The organism is Thioclava arctica (genome assembly GCF_040892615.1).
Lineage (GTDB): Bacteria > Pseudomonadota > Alphaproteobacteria > Rhodobacterales > Rhodobacteraceae > Thioclava > Thioclava arctica.
This window is the reverse complement of the sequence record NZ_JBFRYC010000003.1, coordinates 218,248-237,660: the sequence shown is the minus strand read 5'-3', so window position 1 is coordinate 237,660 and position 19,413 is coordinate 218,248. Positions and strand designations below refer to the sequence as shown.

20 protein-coding genes are annotated in these 19,413 nt (G+C 58.9%); 12 read left to right on the top strand and 8 right to left on the bottom strand.

What is annotated here, in order from left to right:
• Nucleotides 1-196: 196 nt before the first annotated feature.
• From AB4874_RS06735 to nadC, 7 genes are all read left to right on the top strand, one after another.
• Nucleotides 197-790: a Maf family protein gene (locus AB4874_RS06735; protein WP_438273449.1), complete on the top strand. Its 594-nt coding sequence runs from the start codon at nucleotides 197-199 to the stop codon at nucleotides 788-790.
• Nucleotides 787-1,626 carry a shikimate dehydrogenase gene (locus AB4874_RS06730; RefSeq protein WP_368391398.1) on the top strand — a complete coding sequence of 280 codons (840 nt, stop codon included), beginning with the start codon at nucleotides 787-789 and terminating at the stop codon, nucleotides 1,624-1,626. The genes AB4874_RS06735 and AB4874_RS06730 overlap by 4 nt, the downstream gene beginning before the upstream one ends.
• Nucleotides 1,623-2,222: a dephospho-CoA kinase gene (gene coaE / locus AB4874_RS06725; protein WP_368391397.1), complete on the top strand. Its 600-nt coding sequence runs from the start codon at nucleotides 1,623-1,625 to the stop codon at nucleotides 2,220-2,222. Before AB4874_RS06730 ends, coaE begins: the two co-directional genes overlap by 4 nt.
• Nucleotides 2,215-2,910 carry a DNA polymerase III subunit epsilon gene (gene dnaQ / locus AB4874_RS06720; RefSeq protein ID WP_368391396.1) on the top strand — a complete coding sequence of 232 codons (696 nt, stop codon included), beginning with the start codon at nucleotides 2,215-2,217 and terminating at the stop codon, nucleotides 2,908-2,910. Before coaE ends, dnaQ begins: the two co-directional genes overlap by 8 nt.
• Before the next feature lie 104 nt (nucleotides 2,911-3,014).
• Nucleotides 3,015-4,067 (top strand): quinolinate synthase NadA, encoded by a 1,053-nt coding sequence (gene nadA / locus AB4874_RS06715; RefSeq protein WP_295533434.1) that lies wholly within the window; start codon nucleotides 3,015-3,017, stop codon nucleotides 4,065-4,067.
• Entirely contained in the window at nucleotides 4,064-5,614 is a 1,551-nt protein-coding gene (locus AB4874_RS06710) for an L-aspartate oxidase (RefSeq protein ID WP_368391395.1), read from the top strand. The genes nadA and AB4874_RS06710 overlap by 4 nt, the downstream gene beginning before the upstream one ends.
• A 1-nt stretch (nucleotide 5,615) precedes the next feature.
• A complete protein-coding gene (gene nadC, locus AB4874_RS06705; RefSeq protein WP_368391394.1) occupies nucleotides 5,616-6,452 on the top strand; it encodes a carboxylating nicotinate-nucleotide diphosphorylase in 837 nt (278 codons plus the stop codon).
• Between the two features lie 3 nt (nucleotides 6,453-6,455).
• Here the strand turns inward: nadC and AB4874_RS06700 are convergent, their stop codons facing one another.
• The 7 genes from AB4874_RS06700 to AB4874_RS06670 all read right to left on the bottom strand — a co-directional run bounded on the left by AB4874_RS06700 (nucleotide 6,456) and on the right by AB4874_RS06670 (nucleotide 13,393).
• A complete protein-coding gene (locus AB4874_RS06700) occupies nucleotides 6,456-6,941 on the bottom strand; it encodes an RNA pyrophosphohydrolase (protein ID WP_368391393.1) in 486 nt (161 codons plus the stop codon).
• Nucleotides 6,942-6,970: 29 nt separating this feature from the next.
• On the bottom strand, nucleotides 6,971-8,377 hold the full coding sequence (locus AB4874_RS06695; protein WP_295533442.1) for a S41 family peptidase: 1,407 nt from the start codon (nucleotides 8,375-8,377) through the stop codon (nucleotides 6,971-6,973).
• 2 nt (nucleotides 8,378-8,379) lie between these two features.
• Complete coding sequence (locus tag AB4874_RS06690; protein WP_368391392.1) at nucleotides 8,380-9,447, bottom strand: murein hydrolase activator EnvC family protein; 1,068 nt, start codon at nucleotides 9,445-9,447, stop codon at nucleotides 8,380-8,382.
• A gap of 74 nt (nucleotides 9,448-9,521) precedes the next feature.
• Nucleotides 9,522-11,042 carry a 2,3-bisphosphoglycerate-independent phosphoglycerate mutase gene (gpmI, locus tag AB4874_RS06685; RefSeq protein WP_368391391.1) on the bottom strand — a complete coding sequence of 507 codons (1,521 nt, stop codon included), beginning with the start codon at nucleotides 11,040-11,042 and terminating at the stop codon, nucleotides 9,522-9,524.
• Nucleotides 11,043-11,109: 67 nt separating this feature from the next.
• Nucleotides 11,110-11,577, bottom strand: a complete 468-nt coding sequence (gene rlmH / locus AB4874_RS06680; RefSeq protein WP_295533446.1) for a 23S rRNA (pseudouridine(1915)-N(3))-methyltransferase RlmH — start codon at nucleotides 11,575-11,577, stop codon at nucleotides 11,110-11,112.
• Between the two features lie 13 nt (nucleotides 11,578-11,590).
• Nucleotides 11,591-11,974 (bottom strand): ribosome silencing factor, encoded by a 384-nt coding sequence (rsfS, locus tag AB4874_RS06675; RefSeq protein ID WP_295533484.1) that lies wholly within the window; start codon nucleotides 11,972-11,974, stop codon nucleotides 11,591-11,593.
• A 132-nt stretch (nucleotides 11,975-12,106) separates the two neighbouring features.
• Nucleotides 12,107-13,393 (bottom strand): mechanosensitive ion channel family protein, encoded by a 1,287-nt coding sequence (locus tag AB4874_RS06670; RefSeq protein ID WP_368391636.1) that lies wholly within the window; start codon nucleotides 13,391-13,393, stop codon nucleotides 12,107-12,109.
• 311 nt (nucleotides 13,394-13,704) lie between these two features.
• Between AB4874_RS06670 and leuC the strand changes: the two genes are divergently transcribed.
• The 5 genes from leuC to AB4874_RS06645 all read left to right on the top strand — a co-directional run bounded on the left by leuC (nucleotide 13,705) and on the right by AB4874_RS06645 (nucleotide 18,522).
• A complete protein-coding gene (gene leuC, locus AB4874_RS06665; RefSeq protein WP_368391390.1) occupies nucleotides 13,705-15,129 on the top strand; it encodes a 3-isopropylmalate dehydratase large subunit in 1,425 nt (474 codons plus the stop codon).
• Between the two features lie 10 nt (nucleotides 15,130-15,139).
• The gene (leuD, locus tag AB4874_RS06660; protein WP_368391389.1) at nucleotides 15,140-15,745 is read left to right on the top strand and encodes a 3-isopropylmalate dehydratase small subunit; all 606 of its coding nucleotides are present in this window, start codon (nucleotides 15,140-15,142) and stop codon (nucleotides 15,743-15,745) included.
• A 115-nt stretch (nucleotides 15,746-15,860) separates the two neighbouring features.
• The gene (locus AB4874_RS06655; RefSeq protein ID WP_368391388.1) at nucleotides 15,861-16,379 is read left to right on the top strand and encodes an HdeD family acid-resistance protein; all 519 of its coding nucleotides are present in this window, start codon (nucleotides 15,861-15,863) and stop codon (nucleotides 16,377-16,379) included.
• A 296-nt stretch (nucleotides 16,380-16,675) separates the two neighbouring features.
• Nucleotides 16,676-17,476, top strand: coding sequence for a hypothetical protein (locus AB4874_RS06650; protein WP_368391387.1), 801 nt, complete (start codon nucleotides 16,676-16,678; stop codon nucleotides 17,474-17,476).
• A gap of 74 nt (nucleotides 17,477-17,550) precedes the next feature.
• Nucleotides 17,551-18,522, top strand: coding sequence for an endonuclease/exonuclease/phosphatase family protein (locus AB4874_RS06645; protein ID WP_368391386.1), 972 nt, complete (start codon nucleotides 17,551-17,553; stop codon nucleotides 18,520-18,522).
• On the opposite strand, the gene AB4874_RS06640 is transcribed toward AB4874_RS06645, so the two are convergent.
• The gene (locus AB4874_RS06640; protein WP_368391385.1) at nucleotides 18,486-19,406 is read right to left on the bottom strand and encodes a Rossmann-fold NAD(P)-binding domain-containing protein; all 921 of its coding nucleotides are present in this window, start codon (nucleotides 19,404-19,406) and stop codon (nucleotides 18,486-18,488) included. The genes AB4874_RS06645 and AB4874_RS06640 overlap by 37 nt on opposite strands.
• Nucleotides 19,407-19,413 lie beyond the last annotated feature (7 nt).

Below are 19,413 nucleotides of genomic sequence, written 5' to 3'. Positions count from 1 at the left end.
GATCTATTCCTGTGGATAACTCGTGGGATGGATTGTGGAACGCGGCGTTTTCACACATCCTCGCGATCCTGAGTTCCACAGGTGGATAATCTGCGTGGATCGTCCGTGGAACACGACGAGATGGTGGAGAACTTCGTCAAACCCAGTTATGCCCAATTCCATCCCTAGGGTTTCACATCGGGTTATCCACATAGTCATGAACATCCTGCTTGCCTCTGCATCCGAGATCCGCGCGCAGCTTTTACGCAATGCCGGGCTGATCGTTCAGGTCCTGCCCGCCCGCATCGACGAAGATGCGATCCGCCAAGGTCTTGAGGCTGAAGCGGCGAGTCCACGTGACGTTGCCGATCTGTTGGCAGAAATGAAAGCCGCCAAAATTTCGGCTAAAGCACCGGGCCAACTTGTACTGGGGGCGGATCAAGTGCTTGAGTTGAAGGGTGAAATCTTTACAAAGCCCGAAACTCCTGATGACGCCCGTGCCCAATTGCGCGCGCTTAGTGGTCAGACCCATAAATTGCTATCTGCGCTTGTCGCGATCCGCGATGGCGAACCGCTTTGGCGCCATGTCGCAGAGGTGCGCCTTACTATGCGCCCGCTTTCCGATGGCTTCATTGACGCCTATGTTGAACGCAACTGGGACAGCATTCGTCACGCCGTTGGCTGCTATAAACTTGAAGAAGAAGGCGTGCGGCTTTTCTCTCGTGTCGAAGGCGACTATTTTGCGGTTCTGGGCCTGCCCCTGATTGAGTTTCTCAACTGGCTAAGCGCACGAGGAGAGCTGAGCACATGAGCGATCACCCCCGAATACCGATTGCCGGCGTTATCGGCTCGCCCATCGCGCATTCGCGCTCGCCGGCGCTGTTTCGCCATTGGTTTCAGCAATACGGCGTTGCGGGGCATTATGTGCCGCTCGATGTCGCAGCAGGTGATCTTGAAACGGTCCTGCGTACCTTGCCCAAGGCCGGGTTCGTTGGTGTGAACGTAACGATCCCGCATAAGATTCGCGCATTGGAAATCGCCGACGTGATTTCAGACCGCGCGGCGCTGATCGGGGCGGCCAACACTTTGATCTTTCGCTCTGATGGCAAGATTCACGCAGATAATACAGATGGTTACGGATTTATTGCCAATCTCAAGCAATACGCGCCGGGCTGGGCCGCTAACGCGGGTTCGGCAGCCGTCTTGGGTGCGGGCGGGGCTGCGCGGGCGATTGTTGCCTCGCTATTGGAAACCGGGGCGCCTGAAATTCGCATCTCCAACCGCACCCGCGCACGCGCCGACGCGCTGCGCGCAGAGTTCGGCGCACGCATTGTTGTTTATGACTGGGTGCAGGCAGGCAATATGATCGAAGGCGCAACGACGGTTGTGAACACCACCTCTTTGGGCATGACCGGAAAACAAGAGTTTCGTGTGCCACTCGACGCGCTAAGCCCCGGAACGACGTGCTGCGATCTTGTCTATTCGCCGCTGCGCACGAAATTCCTGATCGCCGCCGAAGAGGCCGGATGCGTCGCCGTCGATGGCTTGGGCATGTTGCTCCATCAGGCGGTCCCCGGCTTTGAGCGGTGGTTCGGCCAGCGCCCCGAGGTCACCGATTCCTTGCGCGATGCGGTGCTGAACGCATGAAACGCCCGTTTCTGCTAGGCTTGACCGGCTCTATCGGCATGGGAAAATCTACGACGGCAGCGATGTTTTCTGACGCGGGCGTGCCGGTATGGGATGCCGATGCCTGCGTGCATGATCTTTATGCCAAAGGCGGGGCCGCTGTGGCGCCAATTGCAGCCGCCTTTCCCGAGGCGGTCCAAGATGGCGCAGTAAGCCGCGACGCGTTGAAGGCGCGCCTATCGCAAGATAAACAGGCTCTAGCCCGCCTTGAATCGATCGTTCACCCGCTCACCACCCAATCGCGCAAGGCGTTCATCGCAGCGCATGGCGACGCCGATCTGATCTTGCTTGATATCCCGCTCTTGTTTGAAACTGGCGCGGATCAGGGCTGCGATGCGACGCTTGTCGTGTCGGCCTCACCTGAAATTCAGCGTGCCCGCGTGCTGGACCGACCCGGCATGACGCAGGCGCAGCTTGAACTGATCCTCGCGCGTCAGATGCCCGATGCGCAAAAACGCGCCCGCGCAACCTATGTGATCGAAACCCGAACGCTTGAGCAGACCCGTGAAGATGTGCGACACCTGATTGCGCAGATCAAGGAGGCTCGCAATGCGTGAGATCGTGCTGGATACCGAGACCACCGGCTTTGAGCCCGGCGAAGGTGACCGCATCGTCGAGATCGGCGCGATTGAGCTGTTCAATCACATGCCGACCGGACGCACCTATCACCAATACATCAACCCCGAACGCAAAATGCCGTCATCGGCGTTCGAAGTGCACGGGCTGGGTGACGACTTCCTCGCTGACAAACCGAAATTCGCCGAGATCGGATTGGATTTTCTTGAATTCATCGGCCCGGATTCAAGATTGGTTATTCACAACGCCAAATTCGACATGAAATTCCTCAATGCCGAGCTAAGTTGGGCCAAGATGCAGCTGATCGCGAACGAACGCGCGCTGGATACGCTTGCGATTGCGCGGCGCAAATTTCCGGGCTCTCCTGCCTCGCTTGATGCGCTGTGTCGGCGCTTCAGCATCGACAATTCGTCGCGCACGCTGCATGGCGCGCTTCTCGACAGCGAAATCCTAGCCGAGGTTTATCTAGAGCTGATCGGCGGCCGCCAGCCCGGCTTTGGCCTGCAACTTGTCAATGATACCAAGGGCAAAGGCGCTCAATCTGATACCTGGCGTCCCTCGCCGCGCCCCACCCCCCTGCCACCTCGACTAACTGCGCAGGAAAATGAGGCCCATGTCGCCTTTGTCGCCAAAATCGGCGAAGCCGCGATCTGGAAGCGGTATGACTAGGCAAACCTGTAGGTTTTGCGCAGATTTCGCGAAGTTTCCCATTTCACCTTGCGTCAACTACCCTTACATCCAAGACCTGTTCCGGGCTTGAGGGAGGATAACCCATGCTTGACCTGACCACGATGCGCGCCACCTTGGCCGAGATCTACGATCTCGCGCCGTCTCTCGAACTCGCGCAAGAGATGCGCGACATTCACGCCAAGATGGATCGGGTCGTTCCGCTTCCTGACTTCGCTCGCTACGCGCCCTATATCCGCGCGATCAACAAGCTGAAGCGCGAAAAGAATGCCGTTATTCTGGCGCATAACTATATGACGCCGGAAATTTACCACGGCGTAGCAGATGTTGTGGGTGACAGCCTGCAACTTGCGATCGAGGCAACCAAGGTTGAGGCCGATACGATCGTGCAATGCGGCGTGCATTTCATGGCCGAGACCTCGAAAATCCTGAACCCCGCCAAGACCGTGCTGATCCCCGATGTCAAAGCGGGCTGCTCGCTGGCGGAATCGATCACCGCCGAGGGGATCGCCGAGATGCGCGCGAAATATCCCGGCGCGCCGGTGGTGAGCTACGTCAATACTACCGCCGAAGTGAAAGCCGCATCCGATATTTGCTGCACTTCGTCTAATGCCGCCCAGATCGTCGCTGCGATGGATAGCGATGTAGTGATTATGACGCCAGATCAATATCTTGCGCAGAACGTCGCCAATGAGGTGCCGCAGAAGAAAGTCGTCTGGTGGGAAGGCTCTTGCATCGTGCATGAACAATATACCAAGGACGACATCAACGCCTTCCGCGCGCTCCACCCCGATACCCGCATCATCGCCCATCCCGAATGCCCTCCCGATGTGGTCGCGGCGTCGGATTTCTCGGGCTCGACCTCGGGGATCATCGACTATGTCACGCGCGAAAAGCCGAGCAGCGCGATGCTGGTCACGGAATGCTCGATGGCCTCGAATATTGCTGATGCCTTGCCCGAGGTCGATTTCACCGGTCCGTGCAACATGTGCCCCTATATGAAGAAAATCACGCTCGAGAAAATCCTGTGGTCGCTGCACACCGGCACGCACGCAGTAGAGGTTGATCCTGAAATTTCCGCCAAGGCCAAGATCGCCGTTGAGCGGATGATTGATCTCTCGCGGGCGCTTACCAAGTGATTGAAACAAAACGCACAATAATTGTCGGCGCAGGTCTTGGAGCGCTCTATGCCGCCTTGAAACTGGCCCCGCGCCCGGTTTTGGTGATCTCACCGGAAACGCTGGGCGAAGGGGCGTCTTCGGCTTGGGCACAGGGCGGTGTGGCGGCGGCAATGGCTGCGGGCGACACGGCCGAGGCGCATGCGCGCGATACGGTTACGGCAGGTGCAGGCACGGTCTCGCCCGAGATCGCGCAACTGGTCACGGATGAGGCGCGCCAGCATATTCTGGAACTGACCAATCTTGGCACGCCCTTTGATCGCGATGCGGAGGGTGGCTATGTGATGTCGCGCGAGGCAGCGCATTCTCAGGCCCGCGTGGTGCGCGTCAAAGGCGATCAAGCCGGTCGGGAGATCATGCAAACGCTGATCGGGGCGGTGCGAAAATCTCCGTCAATTCAGGTGCTTGAGGGGGTTCTGGCCCAAGGGCTTGAGGTCAAGAATGGCACGGTCACCGGCGTGTGGATCGAGCGCGCGTATGCGCCCTCGGGTGCCACGTTGATCCGCAGCCCTGCTGTGTTGCTGGCGGGCGGCGGCTCTGGCGGGTTGTTTGCTGTGACGACGAACCCCCCGCGCATTCGCGGTCAGGTGATTGGTATGGCGGCCCGCGCGGGTGCGCGCATCGCTGACCCCGAATTCGTACAGTTTCACCCGACAGCAATTGCAAGCGGTGAGGATCCGGCACCGCTGGCGACCGAAGCCTTGCGCGGCGAAGGTGCGACCCTGATCAACGCTGCGGGCGAGCGGTTCATGCTCGCGGTGCACCCCGATGCCGAATTGGCCCCGCGCGACATCGTGGCCCGCGCTGTGTATCTGGAACGTCAGGCGGGTCGCGAACCTGCGCTTGATACGCGCGCGGCGTTGGGCGCAGAAGTTCTGACCCGGTTTCCGGCCGTCGCGGAATCGTGCAAACGCGCGGGAATAGACCCTGTTTCACAGCCCATCCCTGTTGCGCCCGCAGCGCATTACCACATGGGCGGGATTGATACCGATGCGTTGGGTCAAAGCTCGCTAGCGCGACTTTGGGTCTGTGGTGAGGCATCTTCAACCGGGCTTCATGGTGCTAACCGCTTGGCATCGAATGGGTTGTTGGAGGCGCTGGTTTATGCTCGCATCTGCGCGCTGGGGATCGAGGCCGCCTTGGGCGATATCGCTGTCGCGGATGAGATCGCCCCGGATTTCCCCGATGGCGATATTGCGGTGAACGAGGCACAATTGATGCGCCTGCGTCACGCGATGACTGACGGGGTTGGTGTTGTGCGCGATGCGACCGGGCTTAAATCGGCGCTGCGTGTGATTGCCGATGTTGAGGCGCATGCCTGCACCGAAACGATGCGCAACATGACGGCAACCGCGACCTTGATTGCTGCCGCAGCGCTCGCGCGTGAGGAAAGTCGGGGTGGTCACTACCGGTCCGATTTCCCAGAACCAGACCCTGATATGGCTCATAGAACCAAAATCACGCTGCAAGAGGCGCTGAAAATTCGCGCCCGTGCCTTGGAGGACTGACATGCTGCCCGAGTTGCTGATCGAACCGATTGTACGTGCCGCCTTGATCGAGGATCTGTCCCCGATGGGCGACGCGACCACCAAGGCGGTGATCCCGACGGGCAAGACCTATGCCGCGCGTCTGAATGCGCGCGAAGAAGGTGTGGTGTCAGGCATGCAGGTCGCCGCGCTGGCCTTTCGTCTGGTCGATCCGGCGCTGCGGGTGCAGGTGCTCGTGGCGGATGGTGCCGCGTGCAAACCGGGTGAGACGCTGATGACGATCGAAGGGCTCGCGTCCTCGATCCTGATGGGCGAGCGGGTGGCGCTGAACTTCGCGGGCCGGCTGAGTGGGATCGCCACGAAAACAGCCGGTTTCGTCGCGCAAACCAAGGGCACTAAGGCGCGCGTCACTTGCACGCGCAAAACGACGCCGGGGCTTCGGGTATTGGAAAAGGCGGCTGTCGTGCATGGTGGCGGCTTCAACCACCGCTACGGCTTGTCGGATGCAATCCTGATCAAAGACAACCACATCGCTGCCGCCGGAGGCGTGCGCCAGGTGCTTGAGGCGGCGAAGGCGGCGCGCAGTCACATGATGCGGATTGAGCTGGAGGTGGACACGCTGCGCCAGATGGAAGAGGCGCTGCGCGTGGGCGGTGCGGATGTGATCTTGCTTGATAATATGACCAGCGATGAACTGCGCGCGGCCGTGGCGTTGAATGCAGGTCGTGTGACGCTGGAAGCCTCGGGGAACATGAAGCTGGAGCGGATCGCAGAGGTCGCGGCGACCGGTGTCGATTACATTTCGGCAGGTGCGCTGACGCATTCCGCGCAGACGCTCGATTTGGGGCTCGATTTCTAGAATTTAGCCAAGATAGTCCCTGAATTCGGCGCGCACGGCCTCATAGACGTGGCGCTTGAAGGGCACGATCTTGTCGATCAACTCGTCAAATTCCATCCATTGCCAGACCGAAAATTCGGGATGCTGCGTGTCGATTTTCACCTGATCATCACGGCCTTTGAAGCGATAGAGAAACCATTTCTGTTCCTGCCCGCGCCAACGCCCGTTCCAAATTTTGGGCACCAGATCATGGGGCAGTTCGTAGCTGATCCATTCGGCAGATTTCGCGACCAGATCGACCAGATCAGGCGTTACACCGGTCTCTTCCTCTAGTTCGCGCAGCGCGGCCTCACGAGGCTTTTCGCCCTTGTCGATCCCACCTTGCGGCATCTGCCAGGCGGGCCCGGGATTATCGATGCGCTGACCGGCAAAGACCCGGCCCTGCGCATTGAGCAACACAACGCCAACATTGCGCCGATAGGGAAGTTTGGAAATTTGCTCTGGGGTCATGCAAAAAAGGGGCCCGTAGGCCCCCTCCTTCAGTTCTTTTTGGTGGCGTCAGGTTTCGCAGGCGCGGCTTCAGCCTTTTGCGTTGGCTGCTCTGCCTTGATGTCTGTGGACAGCGCCGAAAGCCCCTGGATCAGGTCAACCGCATAAGACATCTGGAAATCATCAAGCCGACGCTTGGCGGCTTCCGCGGCCTTTGTGCGCTCATCAAGGGCTTGTTTCTTTTCGTCTGCGGTCATCGAGTCATTGGTGATCGCGCCTTTCAGATCGGCTTCCGAAGGCATCTTGCGTTCGGGAGTGTCTTTCTTGGCGGTCTCATCCGCAGGGGGCGGAGCGGGCTGAGGCACCACAACATCGGGTGAAATCCCAAGGCTTTGGATCGAGCGACCCGAAGGCGTATAATAGCGCGCCGTCGTTAGGCGCATCGCCCCTTCGCCTTGGATCTGCATCACCGTTTGGACAGAGCCTTTCCCAAAGCTTTTCGTGCCCACAACGATGGCGCGATGATGGTCTTGCAGCGCACCGGTCACGATTTCCGATGCTGACGCCGAGCCGCCATTGATCAGCACGACGATGGGCTTGCCATCTGCAAGATCGCCGGGCGTCGCATTGAAGCGCTCGCTATCTTGCGGGTTGCGCCCGCGTGTCGAGACGATTTCCCCTTTGTCGAGGAAGGCATCCGATACTTTGATTGCTTGGTTCAGCAAGCCACCGGGGTTGTTGCGCAAATCAACGATAAAGCCATCAACCTTGTTCATTCCGCCAATCTCAGCGACCTGTTTCTTGATCGACTCTTGCAGGTTCGGGAAGGTTTGTTCGTTGAACGTAGTGATCCGCAAGATTACCGTATCGCCATCGTGACGGCCCTTCACAGCGGTCAGCTTGATCGTGTCGCGGGTGAGCGTGACGTCAAAGGGCTCTTTCTCGCCGTCGCGCACGATGGTGATCTTGATCTCAGAGCCGACCGGGCCGCGCATCTTGTCGACGGCCTCATCCAGCGGCATTCCCATCAGCGATTCACCATCGACAGCCGTGATGAAATCTCCCGATTTGATCCCGGCTTCGGCGGCGGGTGTGCCATCCATCGGTGAGACGACTTTGACGAAACCGTCTTCTTGCGTCACCTCGATCCCGAGACCGCCAAACGAGCCACGCGTTTGCACACGCATATCGGCGTAATCATTGGGCGGCAAATAGCTGGAATGCGGATCAAGCGAACTGAGCATTCCGTTGATGGCCGCTTCGATCAGCTTTTTGGAATCAATCGGTTCGACGTAATCCTCACGGATTTTTTCGAAGATGTCACCAAACAGATCTAGTTGTTGATAAACTGTATCTGGCTTTTTCGCTTCTTGTGCCATCAGCGGCGCGGCCACCTGTGTCGAAAGAACGGCACCTGCCAACGTCCCGCCAAGCGCGGCCATCATGAACTTTTTCATACTCAACCTTTGTCGCCTCTCGTCTGGGTGAACCACGGGGCCGGGTCCACGGGCGCATCGCCCTTTCTCAGCTCCAAATAAAGCGTTTCGCTTTGTCCTGCGCTACCGCCGTCTTGCGCCTCTTGCACGAATTCTTTGCCGAATTCCCGTGCTCCCGGCGTTATTCCGCCCATCAAACCGATCGGCGCTCCTTTTTGAAGCACGTCTCCAGTCTCACCATAGACTGTTCCGAGCCCTGCTAGAACCAGAAGATATCCGTCTGCTGGCTCCAACACCATCACATTTCCGTAGTCGAGCAGCGGTCCACGATAGCGAATTGTCGCAGGCCAAGGCGTGGTCACCAGCGCTGCGGGTGCTGTGGCGATCACAAGTCCGGGACGTTTGATGCCCGCCGCATCGGTTTCATCGAAATGACGCAGCACCGACCCGATCACTGGCAGTCGCAGCGACCCTTTGGCCCCAGCGAAGTCATCCATCGGTGGGCCGATATCATTTTCCATGCCGCTCAGACCGGTGGCGAACCCTTCCAGCGTATCCGCGCTTTCGACCAGTTTGCGCAGTTCTTCAGGTTCCTCAAGATAGCGCTGGGGCAGTTTTTCGCGCTCGGAAATTGCCTCGGAGAGGGCGGTGCGCGCTTGCGTGACCGAGGTCATGCCCTGCTCAAGAACGCCGCGCGCATTTTCCTGCAGCTTGCGCAACGTCGCGATCTCATCAAGCTGTTTGCGCAGCCCCTCAGCCTCTTGTTGCAAGGCGGGGGCGACCGATGACAGCACCATGCCTGAACGCGCCGACCCTTCAGGGCCAGACGGGTGCAGCAACAAAAGCGGGCCGTCGGTTTGCTGCATCGTGGACATCACGGCGAGCAGCCCCCCCAATTCCTCGCGCTTGGCATCGAAGCCTTGCTTGATCTCGCCATCGCGGATCGCGGCGCGACGCAACCCATCGCGCAGCGCGCCCAAGCCCATCTCATAGGCCGAGATCGTTTTCGTCAGCGCGGCCACGCGATCTGATTTGGTTTGCGCATCATTAAGCGCGGTAATCGCCTTGCGCAAATCACTGGCGGCAGACATGGCAATATCGGCCGCAGGTTCCGCCTGCGCAGCCGCCCCGAAAAGCAAAAAGCAAACAAGGAGGGCGGCGCGTTTCACGTTTCGATCAGGCTCTTTCCGGTCATTTCGGGCGGAATAGGCAGCCCCATCAATTGCAACAGGCTTGGCGCCAGATCGGCCAAGCGCCCCTTGTGCAGCTTGGCGCCTTTTGGCCCGCCCACCAGCGCTACAGGCACCAGATTGGTCGTGTGCGCCGTGTGCGGCCCGCCGGTTACGGGATCGATCATGGTTTCGCAATTGCCGTGATCGGCAGTGATGATCATCGCACCGCCCGCCTTTTCCAGCGCCTCAACGACGCGGCCAATGTCACGATCCACCTCTTCGCAGGCCGCCATCGCGGCTTCGAGCGAGCCGGTATGTCCCACCATATCGCCATTGGCATAATTGACGATAATCAGATCATAGCCCGCCTCGATCGCGCCGATGAGATGCTCGGTTACCTCGGGCGCGCTCATTTCTGGTTGGAGATCATAGGTCGCGACTTTTGGCGATTTCGGCATGAAACGATCCTCGCCCTGCCAAGGCGCTTCGCGCCCGCCATTCAGGAAGAACGTGACATGAGGATATTTTTCCGTCTCAGCGATGTGAAACTGGGTTTTACCCTGCTTGGCGACCCATTCACCCAGCGTGTTGACCAGTTCGCGCTTGGGATAGGCAACGCTCATATAGGCGGTATGGGCCTCGGAATATTGAACCATGCCTAGCATCGCCGCCAATTTCGGGCGTTCGTCAGTGTCAAACCCGTCAAACTTCGGCGCGCCAATGGCCGCCAGAATTTCGCGCGCGCGATCCGCCCGGAAGTTGAGACAGAACAGCCCATCGCCATCCACGGCCCCTGCGTAATCGCCGATCACCGTGGGTTGGATGAATTCGTCCATTTCCTTGCGCGCATAGCTTTGCGCCACGGCCTCGGCGGGGGTGGCGGCGTGCTCCCCTTCGCCCTTGATCATTGCATCATAGGCGCGCTGCACCCGATCCCAGCGATTGTCACGATCCATCGCGAAATAGCGCCCGATCACCGTGGCGATGGCGCAGTTTTCCGGCAGGCGCGCGACCAGATCATCGATGAACCGCTTGGCGCTGTCGGGGGCCACATCGCGACCATCGGTGATCGCGTGAACGACAACGGGCACCCCTGCCCCGGCGATCATTTTGCACGCGGCAAGCAAATGTTCGATATGACCATGCACGCCCCCGTCCGAGACGACGCCCATCAGATGCGCCCGCCCACCCGAGGCTTTCAGCGTCTCGATAAAGCCAAGGATCGCCTCGTTCTTGAAAAACGAGCCATCCTCGATCGCCAGATCAATCTGGCCGAGATCCATCGCTACCACCCGACCCGCGCCGATATTGGTGTGACCGACCTCGGAATTGCCCATCTGCCCTGTCGGCAAACCGACATCGGGACCAAAGGTGATCAGCGTGGACTTCGTGCCATTGCCCCAGATCGCGTCGATATTGGGGGTCTTGGCCAGCGCGGGGGCGTTGCCCTCGGTTTCGGGGCGTTCGCCCCAACCGTCAAGAATGCACAAGATCACCGGTTTCGGATTGCTCATCGCCACCTCCTGCTAGCTGTTGGTGTTGTTTACGCGCCTCGCCTGATACGAGCAACCGCCTCGCCCATCAAACGCGATGATAGGGCGTGCCCGCAATGATCTGTCCGGCCCGATAAATCTGCTCTGCCAACATGACGCGTGCCAGCATATGCGGCCAGACCATCTTGCCAAAAGAGATCGAAAAATCAGCTTTGGCGCGCAGGTCTGGCGCGATGCCATCCGCGCCACCGATCACAAAGGTCACATCGCGCGCTGCATCTCGCCATGTTTCCAGCTTTTGGGCAAATTCGGGCGAAGAGATCAGGCTTCCGCGCTCATCTAGGCTCACGATCACAGAGCCATCGGGGATCGCGCGGGATAAAAGCTGCGCCTCGGCCTCTTGGCCCAGACCCTTTTTATCCTCAACCTCGATCAGTTGCGCGGGGCCCAGACCCATCCCTCGCCCGGATTTCTCAAACCGGGAGAGGTAGTCGTCGATCAACTCGCGCTCGGGGGATTTGCGCAGGCGACCGACCGCGCAGATCGTGATTTTCATCGGTCAGCCGCGATCAGACGTCATCGTCCAGCAAAACGCTATCCACGCTTGGTGACATCCACATCTTCTCAAGCTGATAAAAATCGCGCACTTCGGGGCGGAAGACGTGAACAATCACATCGGCACTGTCGAGCAGAACCCAATCCCCCTGATCCTTGCCTTCGACTTTGCAGATACGACCAAATTCTTGCTTGAGCCGTTCGGACAGGTTTTCAGCGATCGCGCCGACCTGACGAGAGCTACGCCCCGAGCAGATAACCATGTAATCACCGATGGAAGAGCGGCCGCGCAGATCGATTGTGACGACATCTTCGGCCTTATCATCTTCGAGAGATGAAATGACACGCGCGAGAATTTCTTCGCTCGTAGCGTCAGCACCGAGGGTGTGGGCTGTCATGACGACCGCCTTTGTGCCGCTGTCGCCCGACACGAGTGAGAGATGAGACAGGACATAGTCCTCCAGAGGTTGCACGCCAGTCCGGCCCCGGCGCAGGCCATACTATTAAGGTAACATCGCTTCTGCACGATTTCAATTTTCGCTCTGCGATTTTTGCGGGCTGTTCTGCACAACCAGTGTTGAGCCATCGAGCATGCGCAGTTCGCGTTGCGGGAAAGGAATGGAGATTCCGTTTTTCTTGAACGAATCCCACAGCGCCAGATAGACCGCGCCGCGCACATTTGTAAGCCCTTCAACGGGGTCTGTGATCCAGAATCGTAAGATATAGTCAATCGAACTGTCGCCAAAGCCCGTAATATGGCACACGGCGGGGCGATTTGACAGCACGCGGCTCACCGATTGCGCGGCCTCGACCGCCAGTTTGCGCACCAGATGCGGGTCGTCGTGATAGGACGTCCCAAACAGCAGGTCGATGCGGACAAACTCGTTTGAATGCGACCAGTTGACGACCTGTCCGGTGATCAGATCTTCATTCGGGATCAGATATTCCTTGCCGTCTCGGGTGACGACGCTGACATAGCGCGCCCCAAGCGAAGCGATCCAGCCGAAGGTTTCGCCAAGGCTGATCACATCGCCCGGCTTGATTGACTTATCGAGCAGGATGATCACGCCAGATACAAGGTTCGAGACGACTTTTTGCAGCCCGAACCCCAAGCCCAAGCCAATCGCACCCGATAAGAACGCCAGTCCGGTAAGATCGAAGCCCACCGCCTTTACGCCGATGAAAATGGCGGCACCGTACAATAAGACCTGCATCGTCTTGATTGCCAGTTCGGTCATCGACGGGCTGATATCTTCGTTCAGACGCAGGCGCGCTGTGGTTTGGCCGGTGATGATGCGCGCGATTGATAACAGCGCGGTGGTCAGCACCAGCGCCTTGAGAATTGCCATAGCTGTCAGGCGGAACCCGCCCAGCTCGATGGCGATAGAGTCAAGGACGCGCTCGGTATCGTCCCAAAAACCCAGATAATACAGCGTGACCCAAATCCACGCGCCCCAGCTTACGATCCGGCGCAGGAATGAGTTGCGGATCAGGCGCGCAAACAGGCCAACCACAAGCCAGGCGGTGACAAGCGTTGCGGCCAGCACCACCAGAAAGCGCCAAGAATAGAACCCTTTGACGGCATCAAGGATGAGAACCGACGACCAAGCCAATATGATGAAGAATATCCCGCGCAGCCGCTTGCGAAACAAGATCACCCAGCGTTTCTGTCGCGTGCTCAGTTCGCGCTTGCGCGCCCAGTCGTCGACCTTGGGCGACAGCCAGATCCGGCCCAGATGTGCCAGCGCAAAGCACCCAGCAATGACTGCAAACTGCCATAACCGCGAGGGTAGCAGCATCGAATTGAAAAAAATCATGACCTGCGCCCAGAGCGCGGTCAGTGTCTTGGCGGTGTCCGGGCTCAGAAAGTCCACATGCACTCCTTTGTGATCAGGCTATCAGAGCAGCGCTGAAACTCAAAAGCGACTCTTTTGATTGCCAGCCTTCACGCAACCGCCTATTTAACAGCTTATGACGCGTGTTTTTGACATGGATGACCGCGCCCGCCTGCGCGAGCGTTTCTACGGTGAAAGCCGTTCGGTGCTGGCCCGACTTTGATCGGGCAGCCCGCAGGCCGCGCCTGCGTTCCCATGTCTGACGTACAAGCTATCCAACGAAAGTGAGAGCCATGTCTGCTCCAAAGACCCTCTATGATAAAATCTGGGATTCCCATGTCGTGTCGCAAGACGAAGACGGCACCTGCCTGCTGTATATCGACCGCCATCTCGTGCATGAGGTGACCAGCCCGCAAGCCTTCGAGGGGCTGCGCATGACGGGCCGTTCGGTGCGCGCGCCCGACAAGACCATCGCCGTGCCCGATCACAACGTGCCCACCACGACCGACCGCGCCTCGGGCGTGATCGAGAACGAGGAAAGCCGCATTCAGGTCGACGCACTCGACAAGAACGCGCGCGATTTCGGTGTGCATTACTACCCGGTCTCCGATGTGCGTCAGGGCATCGTGCATATCGTCGGCCCCGAACAGGGCTGGACCTTGCCGGGCATGACCGTGGTTTGCGGCGACAGCCACACCGCGACGCATGGCGCTTTTGGCGCACTGGCGCACGGCATCGGCACCTCGGAGGTTGAGCACGTTCTGGCGACACAGACGCTGATCCAGTCGAAGTCGAAGAACATGAAGGTGGAAATCACTGGCAAGTTGCGCCCCGGCGTGACCGCCAAGGACATCACGCTTTCGGTGATTGGCGCGACCGGTACGGCTGGCGGCACCGGCCATGTGATCGAATATTGCGGCGAGGCGATCCGCGCGCTGTCGATGGAAGGCCGCATGACGGTGTGCAACATGGCGATTGAGGGTGGCGCGCGTGCCGGTCTGATCGCGCCGGACGAGACCACGTTTGAATATGTCAAAGGCCGCGCCCATGCGCCCAAAGGCGCGCAATGGGAAGCTGCGCTCAGCTGGTGGAAAACGCTGTTCACCGATGAGGATGCGCATTTTGACAAGGTTGTGACGATCCGCGGCGAAGATATCGCGCCGGTCGTTACCTGGGGCACCTCGCCCGAAGACGTGTTGCCGATCTCTGGCGTTGTCCCGGCCCCTGAAGATTTCAAAGGCGGCAAGGTCGAGGCGGCGAAACGCTCGCTCGATTACATGGGCCTGAAGCCGGGTACCAAGCTGGAAGACATCGCAATTGACGTGGTCTTCATCGGCTCTTGCACCAATGGCCGGATCGAAGATCTGCGCGCCGCAGCTGAAGTGCTGAAGGGGCGTAAGATAGCCGATGGCGTGCGTGGCATGGTCGTTCCGGGCTCGGGCCTCGTGCGCGCGCAGGCTGAAGAAGAAGGTCTGGACCAGATCTTCCTCGATGCCGGGTTTGAATGGCGCATGGCGGGCTGCTCGATGTGCCTTGCGATGAACCCCGATCAGCTGGCTCCGGGCGAGCGTTGCGCCTCGACCTCGAACCGTAACTTCGAGGGGCGTCAGGGCCGCAACGGCCGCACCCATCTGATGAGCCCCGCCATGGCGGCGGCGGCGGCGGTCACCGGCAAGCTCACCGATGTGCGCAAGCTGATGGAACTGGAAGAGGCATAAGGACAGCGACATGGATAAGTTCGAAAAACTCACCGGGGTCGCGGCCCCCATGCCGCTGGTCAATATCGACACCGATATGATCATCCCGAAAAACTTCCTGAAAACGATCAAGCGCTCGGGCCTTGGCGTGCATGCCTTTGCCGAGATGCGCTATGACGACAATGGCAATGAGAACCCCGATTTTGTGCTGAACAAACCGCAATATCGTGACGCGCAGGTGTTGGTTGCGGGCGACAATTTCGGCTGTGGCTCGTCGCGCGAACATGCGCCTTGGGCGCTGGCCGATTTCGGGATCAAGGTCGTGATTTCGACCTCTTTCGCAGATATTTTCTTCAACAACTGCTTCAAGAACGGGATGCTGCCGATCGTGCTGCCCCAGGAACAGGTCGATCTGTTGATGAAGGATGCCGAGAAGGGTTCCAATGCGCGTATGACCGTCGATCTGGAAAACCAGCAGATCACCACCTCGGAAGGTGACGTCATTCCCTTTGAGGTCGACGCGTTCAAGAAGCACTGCCTGCTTGAAGGGCTCGACGATATTGGCCTGACACTGGCAAAAGCGAGTGCGATCGACAGCTTTGAGGCACAAGCGGCCCAATCGCGCCCTTGGGTTTGATCTGAACCAAATCGAACGTGAGAGGTCGCCTTCGGGCGACCTTTTCATTGCGGCAAGGAACTGACCTCGCCAACAGTCGTTTATCAAATGACATATCAAGTTTGGATGCATGATCATGAAAGCTGCAAACCTCTTTCTAGGAATCGGCGCGGGGATGGTCTTGCTTGGTATTCTCGCGCTGGCCAATCCATTCACCGCCTCTCTCGCGGTGACTACATTCGTGGGTATCTTGTTTTTGCTGGGCGGTGTGGCGCAGGCTTGGCTCACCTTTCGCGGAATTGACGCAGAGCACCGGATGTCGCACGGGGTGATTGCACTGCTCAATATCGTTGTCGGCGTCTGGCTTCTGGCCAATCCGCTTTCGGGCACAGCCTCTTTGACTTTCGTGGTGGGCGCACTGTTCCTGATCATGGGGGCAATGCGGCTGATTGTTGGCCTGCGCATGCCCCGTCACGCGATGCGCCCGCTGCTGTGGTTTACCGGGTTGGCCTCAATCGTGATTGGTGTCGTGATCTTTTCCGACTTCCAAAATGTCGCCACCAAACTGCTTGGCGTCTTGTTGGGAGTGCAATTGCTGCTTGATGGCCTTGGTCTGCTTGTCCTTGGACTTAGCGGTCGCGGACCGCGACTTTAAGAAAATAGCGCCCCGAGCAACCCCAACCACAACATTTAGTGAGCCCAACAAAGGCGCCACAGTTTTGCACCGAGTTTGATGCAAAGCCGCACCAGTTCCTCCCCCAAAATGCCGGAAACAGTCTGTTATTGTTAACGAAAGATTGCCAGGCACGGGGAATAGGGGCAAAATCATGGCAAGAATGAGGCAGCCCGTCACAATAGGCGGGCATCACACGGAACAAGGCTCCGGCATCGTATCGGGACCGTTCGTGATGAAGGGGTAGGGCAGTGTTTTCACGTCTGACAGGAGCGCTTTTGCGTGCGATTTTGATTGGGTTTACGGTCTGTATTCCCGCTTTGGTGCTGCCAAATACCAATGTGGATACGGCCCAGATCGTCGCGCTGCTTGCCCTGTTTGCTACGGCGTTGACCTTCTTTGAATATGCTTCTGTCTATCCCGGTATTGTCGAATTTCGCGATGCGCCGCCGTTCAATCGGATCCGGTTTCTAGCGCTGTTCTTCATGCTTCTGATGATGTCGGCTGCCACGGATGCGCGGCACGAACCCAATACCTTCAATCTGTTTATCGAAGCTTTAGGCGAAATGATTTCGCGTGCGCTCGATGTGCCATACAGCCCGGTGCGCCTGTTCCTGCTTGCCTTGCCCGAGCATTCAAGCCCGGCGCATATCGAAGCGGTGCGCACGGCGGCTGGAATGTCATATTTCATTTCGATCATGGCGCTGTTTATCTTTGTGCTGAGCATGCGCTTGCGCGGGTGGCCGGTTGCGAAGAGTACGTTTAACGTCTGGGTCAATCTGCCTACCTTCGATCCAACGGCGGGCGGTGATGTTATCGAACGGTTGCGGCGCGATGCTTGGTTTAACGTGGCGCTGGGCTTTCTATTGCCCTTCCTTGTTCCCGCGGCAATCAAGCTGGTATCGATGAACTTCGTGTCGATCACGCTGGTAAACCCGCATACGCTGATTTGGACGGTGACAGCATGGGCCTTTCTTCCTGCAAGCTTGTTCATGCGCGGCATCGCGATGGGGCGCGTCGCAACGATGATCGAGGCAAAGCGGCGCGCGCGAGACGGTTCGGATTTCGTGCCGGCCTGATCTTTGCGATGCTTTGTGTCAGCGTTGTTTCTGCACCGGCAGAAACGGTGCGCATTGCCACTTGGAATGTCGAATTGAGCCGAAAAGGTCCGGGGCTTTTGCTGCGTGACATAACGGCGGGCAAAGACCCTCAAATCAAGGCCGTGGGCGAAATCTTGGATCAGGCGCAGGCGGATGTGCTGCTGCTGACCGGGATCGACTGGGATTACGACGGGCGCGCGCTTGCAGCGCTCAATGCAACGCTTCCACGGCCTTATCCCTACCTCTACGCGTCCCAACCCAACGCCGGGTTGCGAAGCGGCGCTGATCTTGATGGCAATGGCGCGCTGGGCGAGGCGCGAGACGCACAAGGCTATGGCCGGTTTCAGGGCCAAGGCGGTATGGCCTTGCTGTCGCGCCTGCCGATAGAGACCAAGTCAGTGCGCGATTTTTCGACCCTATTATGGCGGGATTTGCCTCAAAGCACGATCTCGAATGCACAGCTGTCTGATCGGGCCCAGGCAGTGCAGCGGCTTTCGTCTGTGGGTCATTGGGATGTGCCGGTAGCGCTGGCGGATGGCCAAGCGCTCCATCTGTTTGCCTTTGCCGCGACGCCTCCGGTGTTTGACGGGCCAGAGGATCGCAATGGTTGGCGCAACCATGATGAGGCGGCGTTCTGGCTGCGTTATCTGGATGGCGATCTTGCGCAAGCCGCCCCCAAACCGCCGTTCGTTCTGATGGGCGATTTCAACATTGACCCGCAAGACGGTGAGGGCCGCCGCGCCGCCCTACATGCCCTTCTTAGCGATCCGCGCCTGCAAGACGTCACCCCGCAAAGTCTTGGCGGCAAGCTGGCGGAGGATGTCGCGCACAAGGGCGATCCCGCGCAAGATACTGCGGACTATAACGGCCCGGGCAATCTGCGGGTGGATTATGTCTTGCCGTCCGCAGGGCTAAAGGTGACGCGGGCCGGGGTGATCTGGCCTGCGCCGGGCGCGGCATTGGCCAAGGCCGCTGCGCGTGCCTCGCGTCACAAACTTGTCTGGGTGGACATTTTGACACCCTGATCGGGAACGACTTTCATGCCGCGCATATACAGGTGTTCAAATACCAGACGTTGCACGGTTTTTGGCTCGAAGTCGGGGAAAAGCGCCTTAAAATCCGTGCCATCAATCGCGTGATCCATGTCGTAAAGATAGCGCATTTCGCGCAGCTCTCTCGCCAGTTCCCAGACCGGAGACGCCAGTAAAAGCGCGGTCCATGGAAAGCGCTTGATCGTAATCTTACGCCCCAACTGCCCTGCCAGTTCATCGGCCAGCTCGCGAAACGAGAACCGGGTGCCGGGATAACCCAGATCAAGCAATCCCGGCAACGAGTCGGCACTATCGGCCAGCGCCACCGCGACCTGGGTCAGATCCCCGATATCGGCATAGGTGCGCCGCGCTTCGGGCTTGCCCATCGCTGTGATCCGGCCTTTGCGCAGATCTTTCAGCACGATGCGGTTGAGCAATGTGGTCGGGGATTCGGGGTTCACGAAATCGCCGGCACGCAGCATCACAACAGACCGCCCTTCGGAGGCGAGATCGCGATAACGCTCTTCCATCTCGGCGCGAATGCGACCCTTTCGCGTGCAGGGGTGATGCGCGGTGCTGGCGCGCCACGGGCCGGGTTCGCGACCGTAAACATAGACATTCGCGGGGATCATCACCGAGGCCCCACTATCGCGCGCAGCGGCAAGCACCTTGGTAGTGATTTCCGGGATTTGATGCTCCCAATCGTGATAATTTGGCGGATTCATCGCGTTAATGATCCAGCGGACGCCACGCGCCGCAACTGTCATATCGGTGCCGCGATGATAGCGATCGACGTTCCAGCCCGCAGCGCGGAATGCTCGGGCCGCGACAGAGCCGAAATGCCCGCCCATTCCCAGGATCAATACCCTGCGATTCATATTCGCC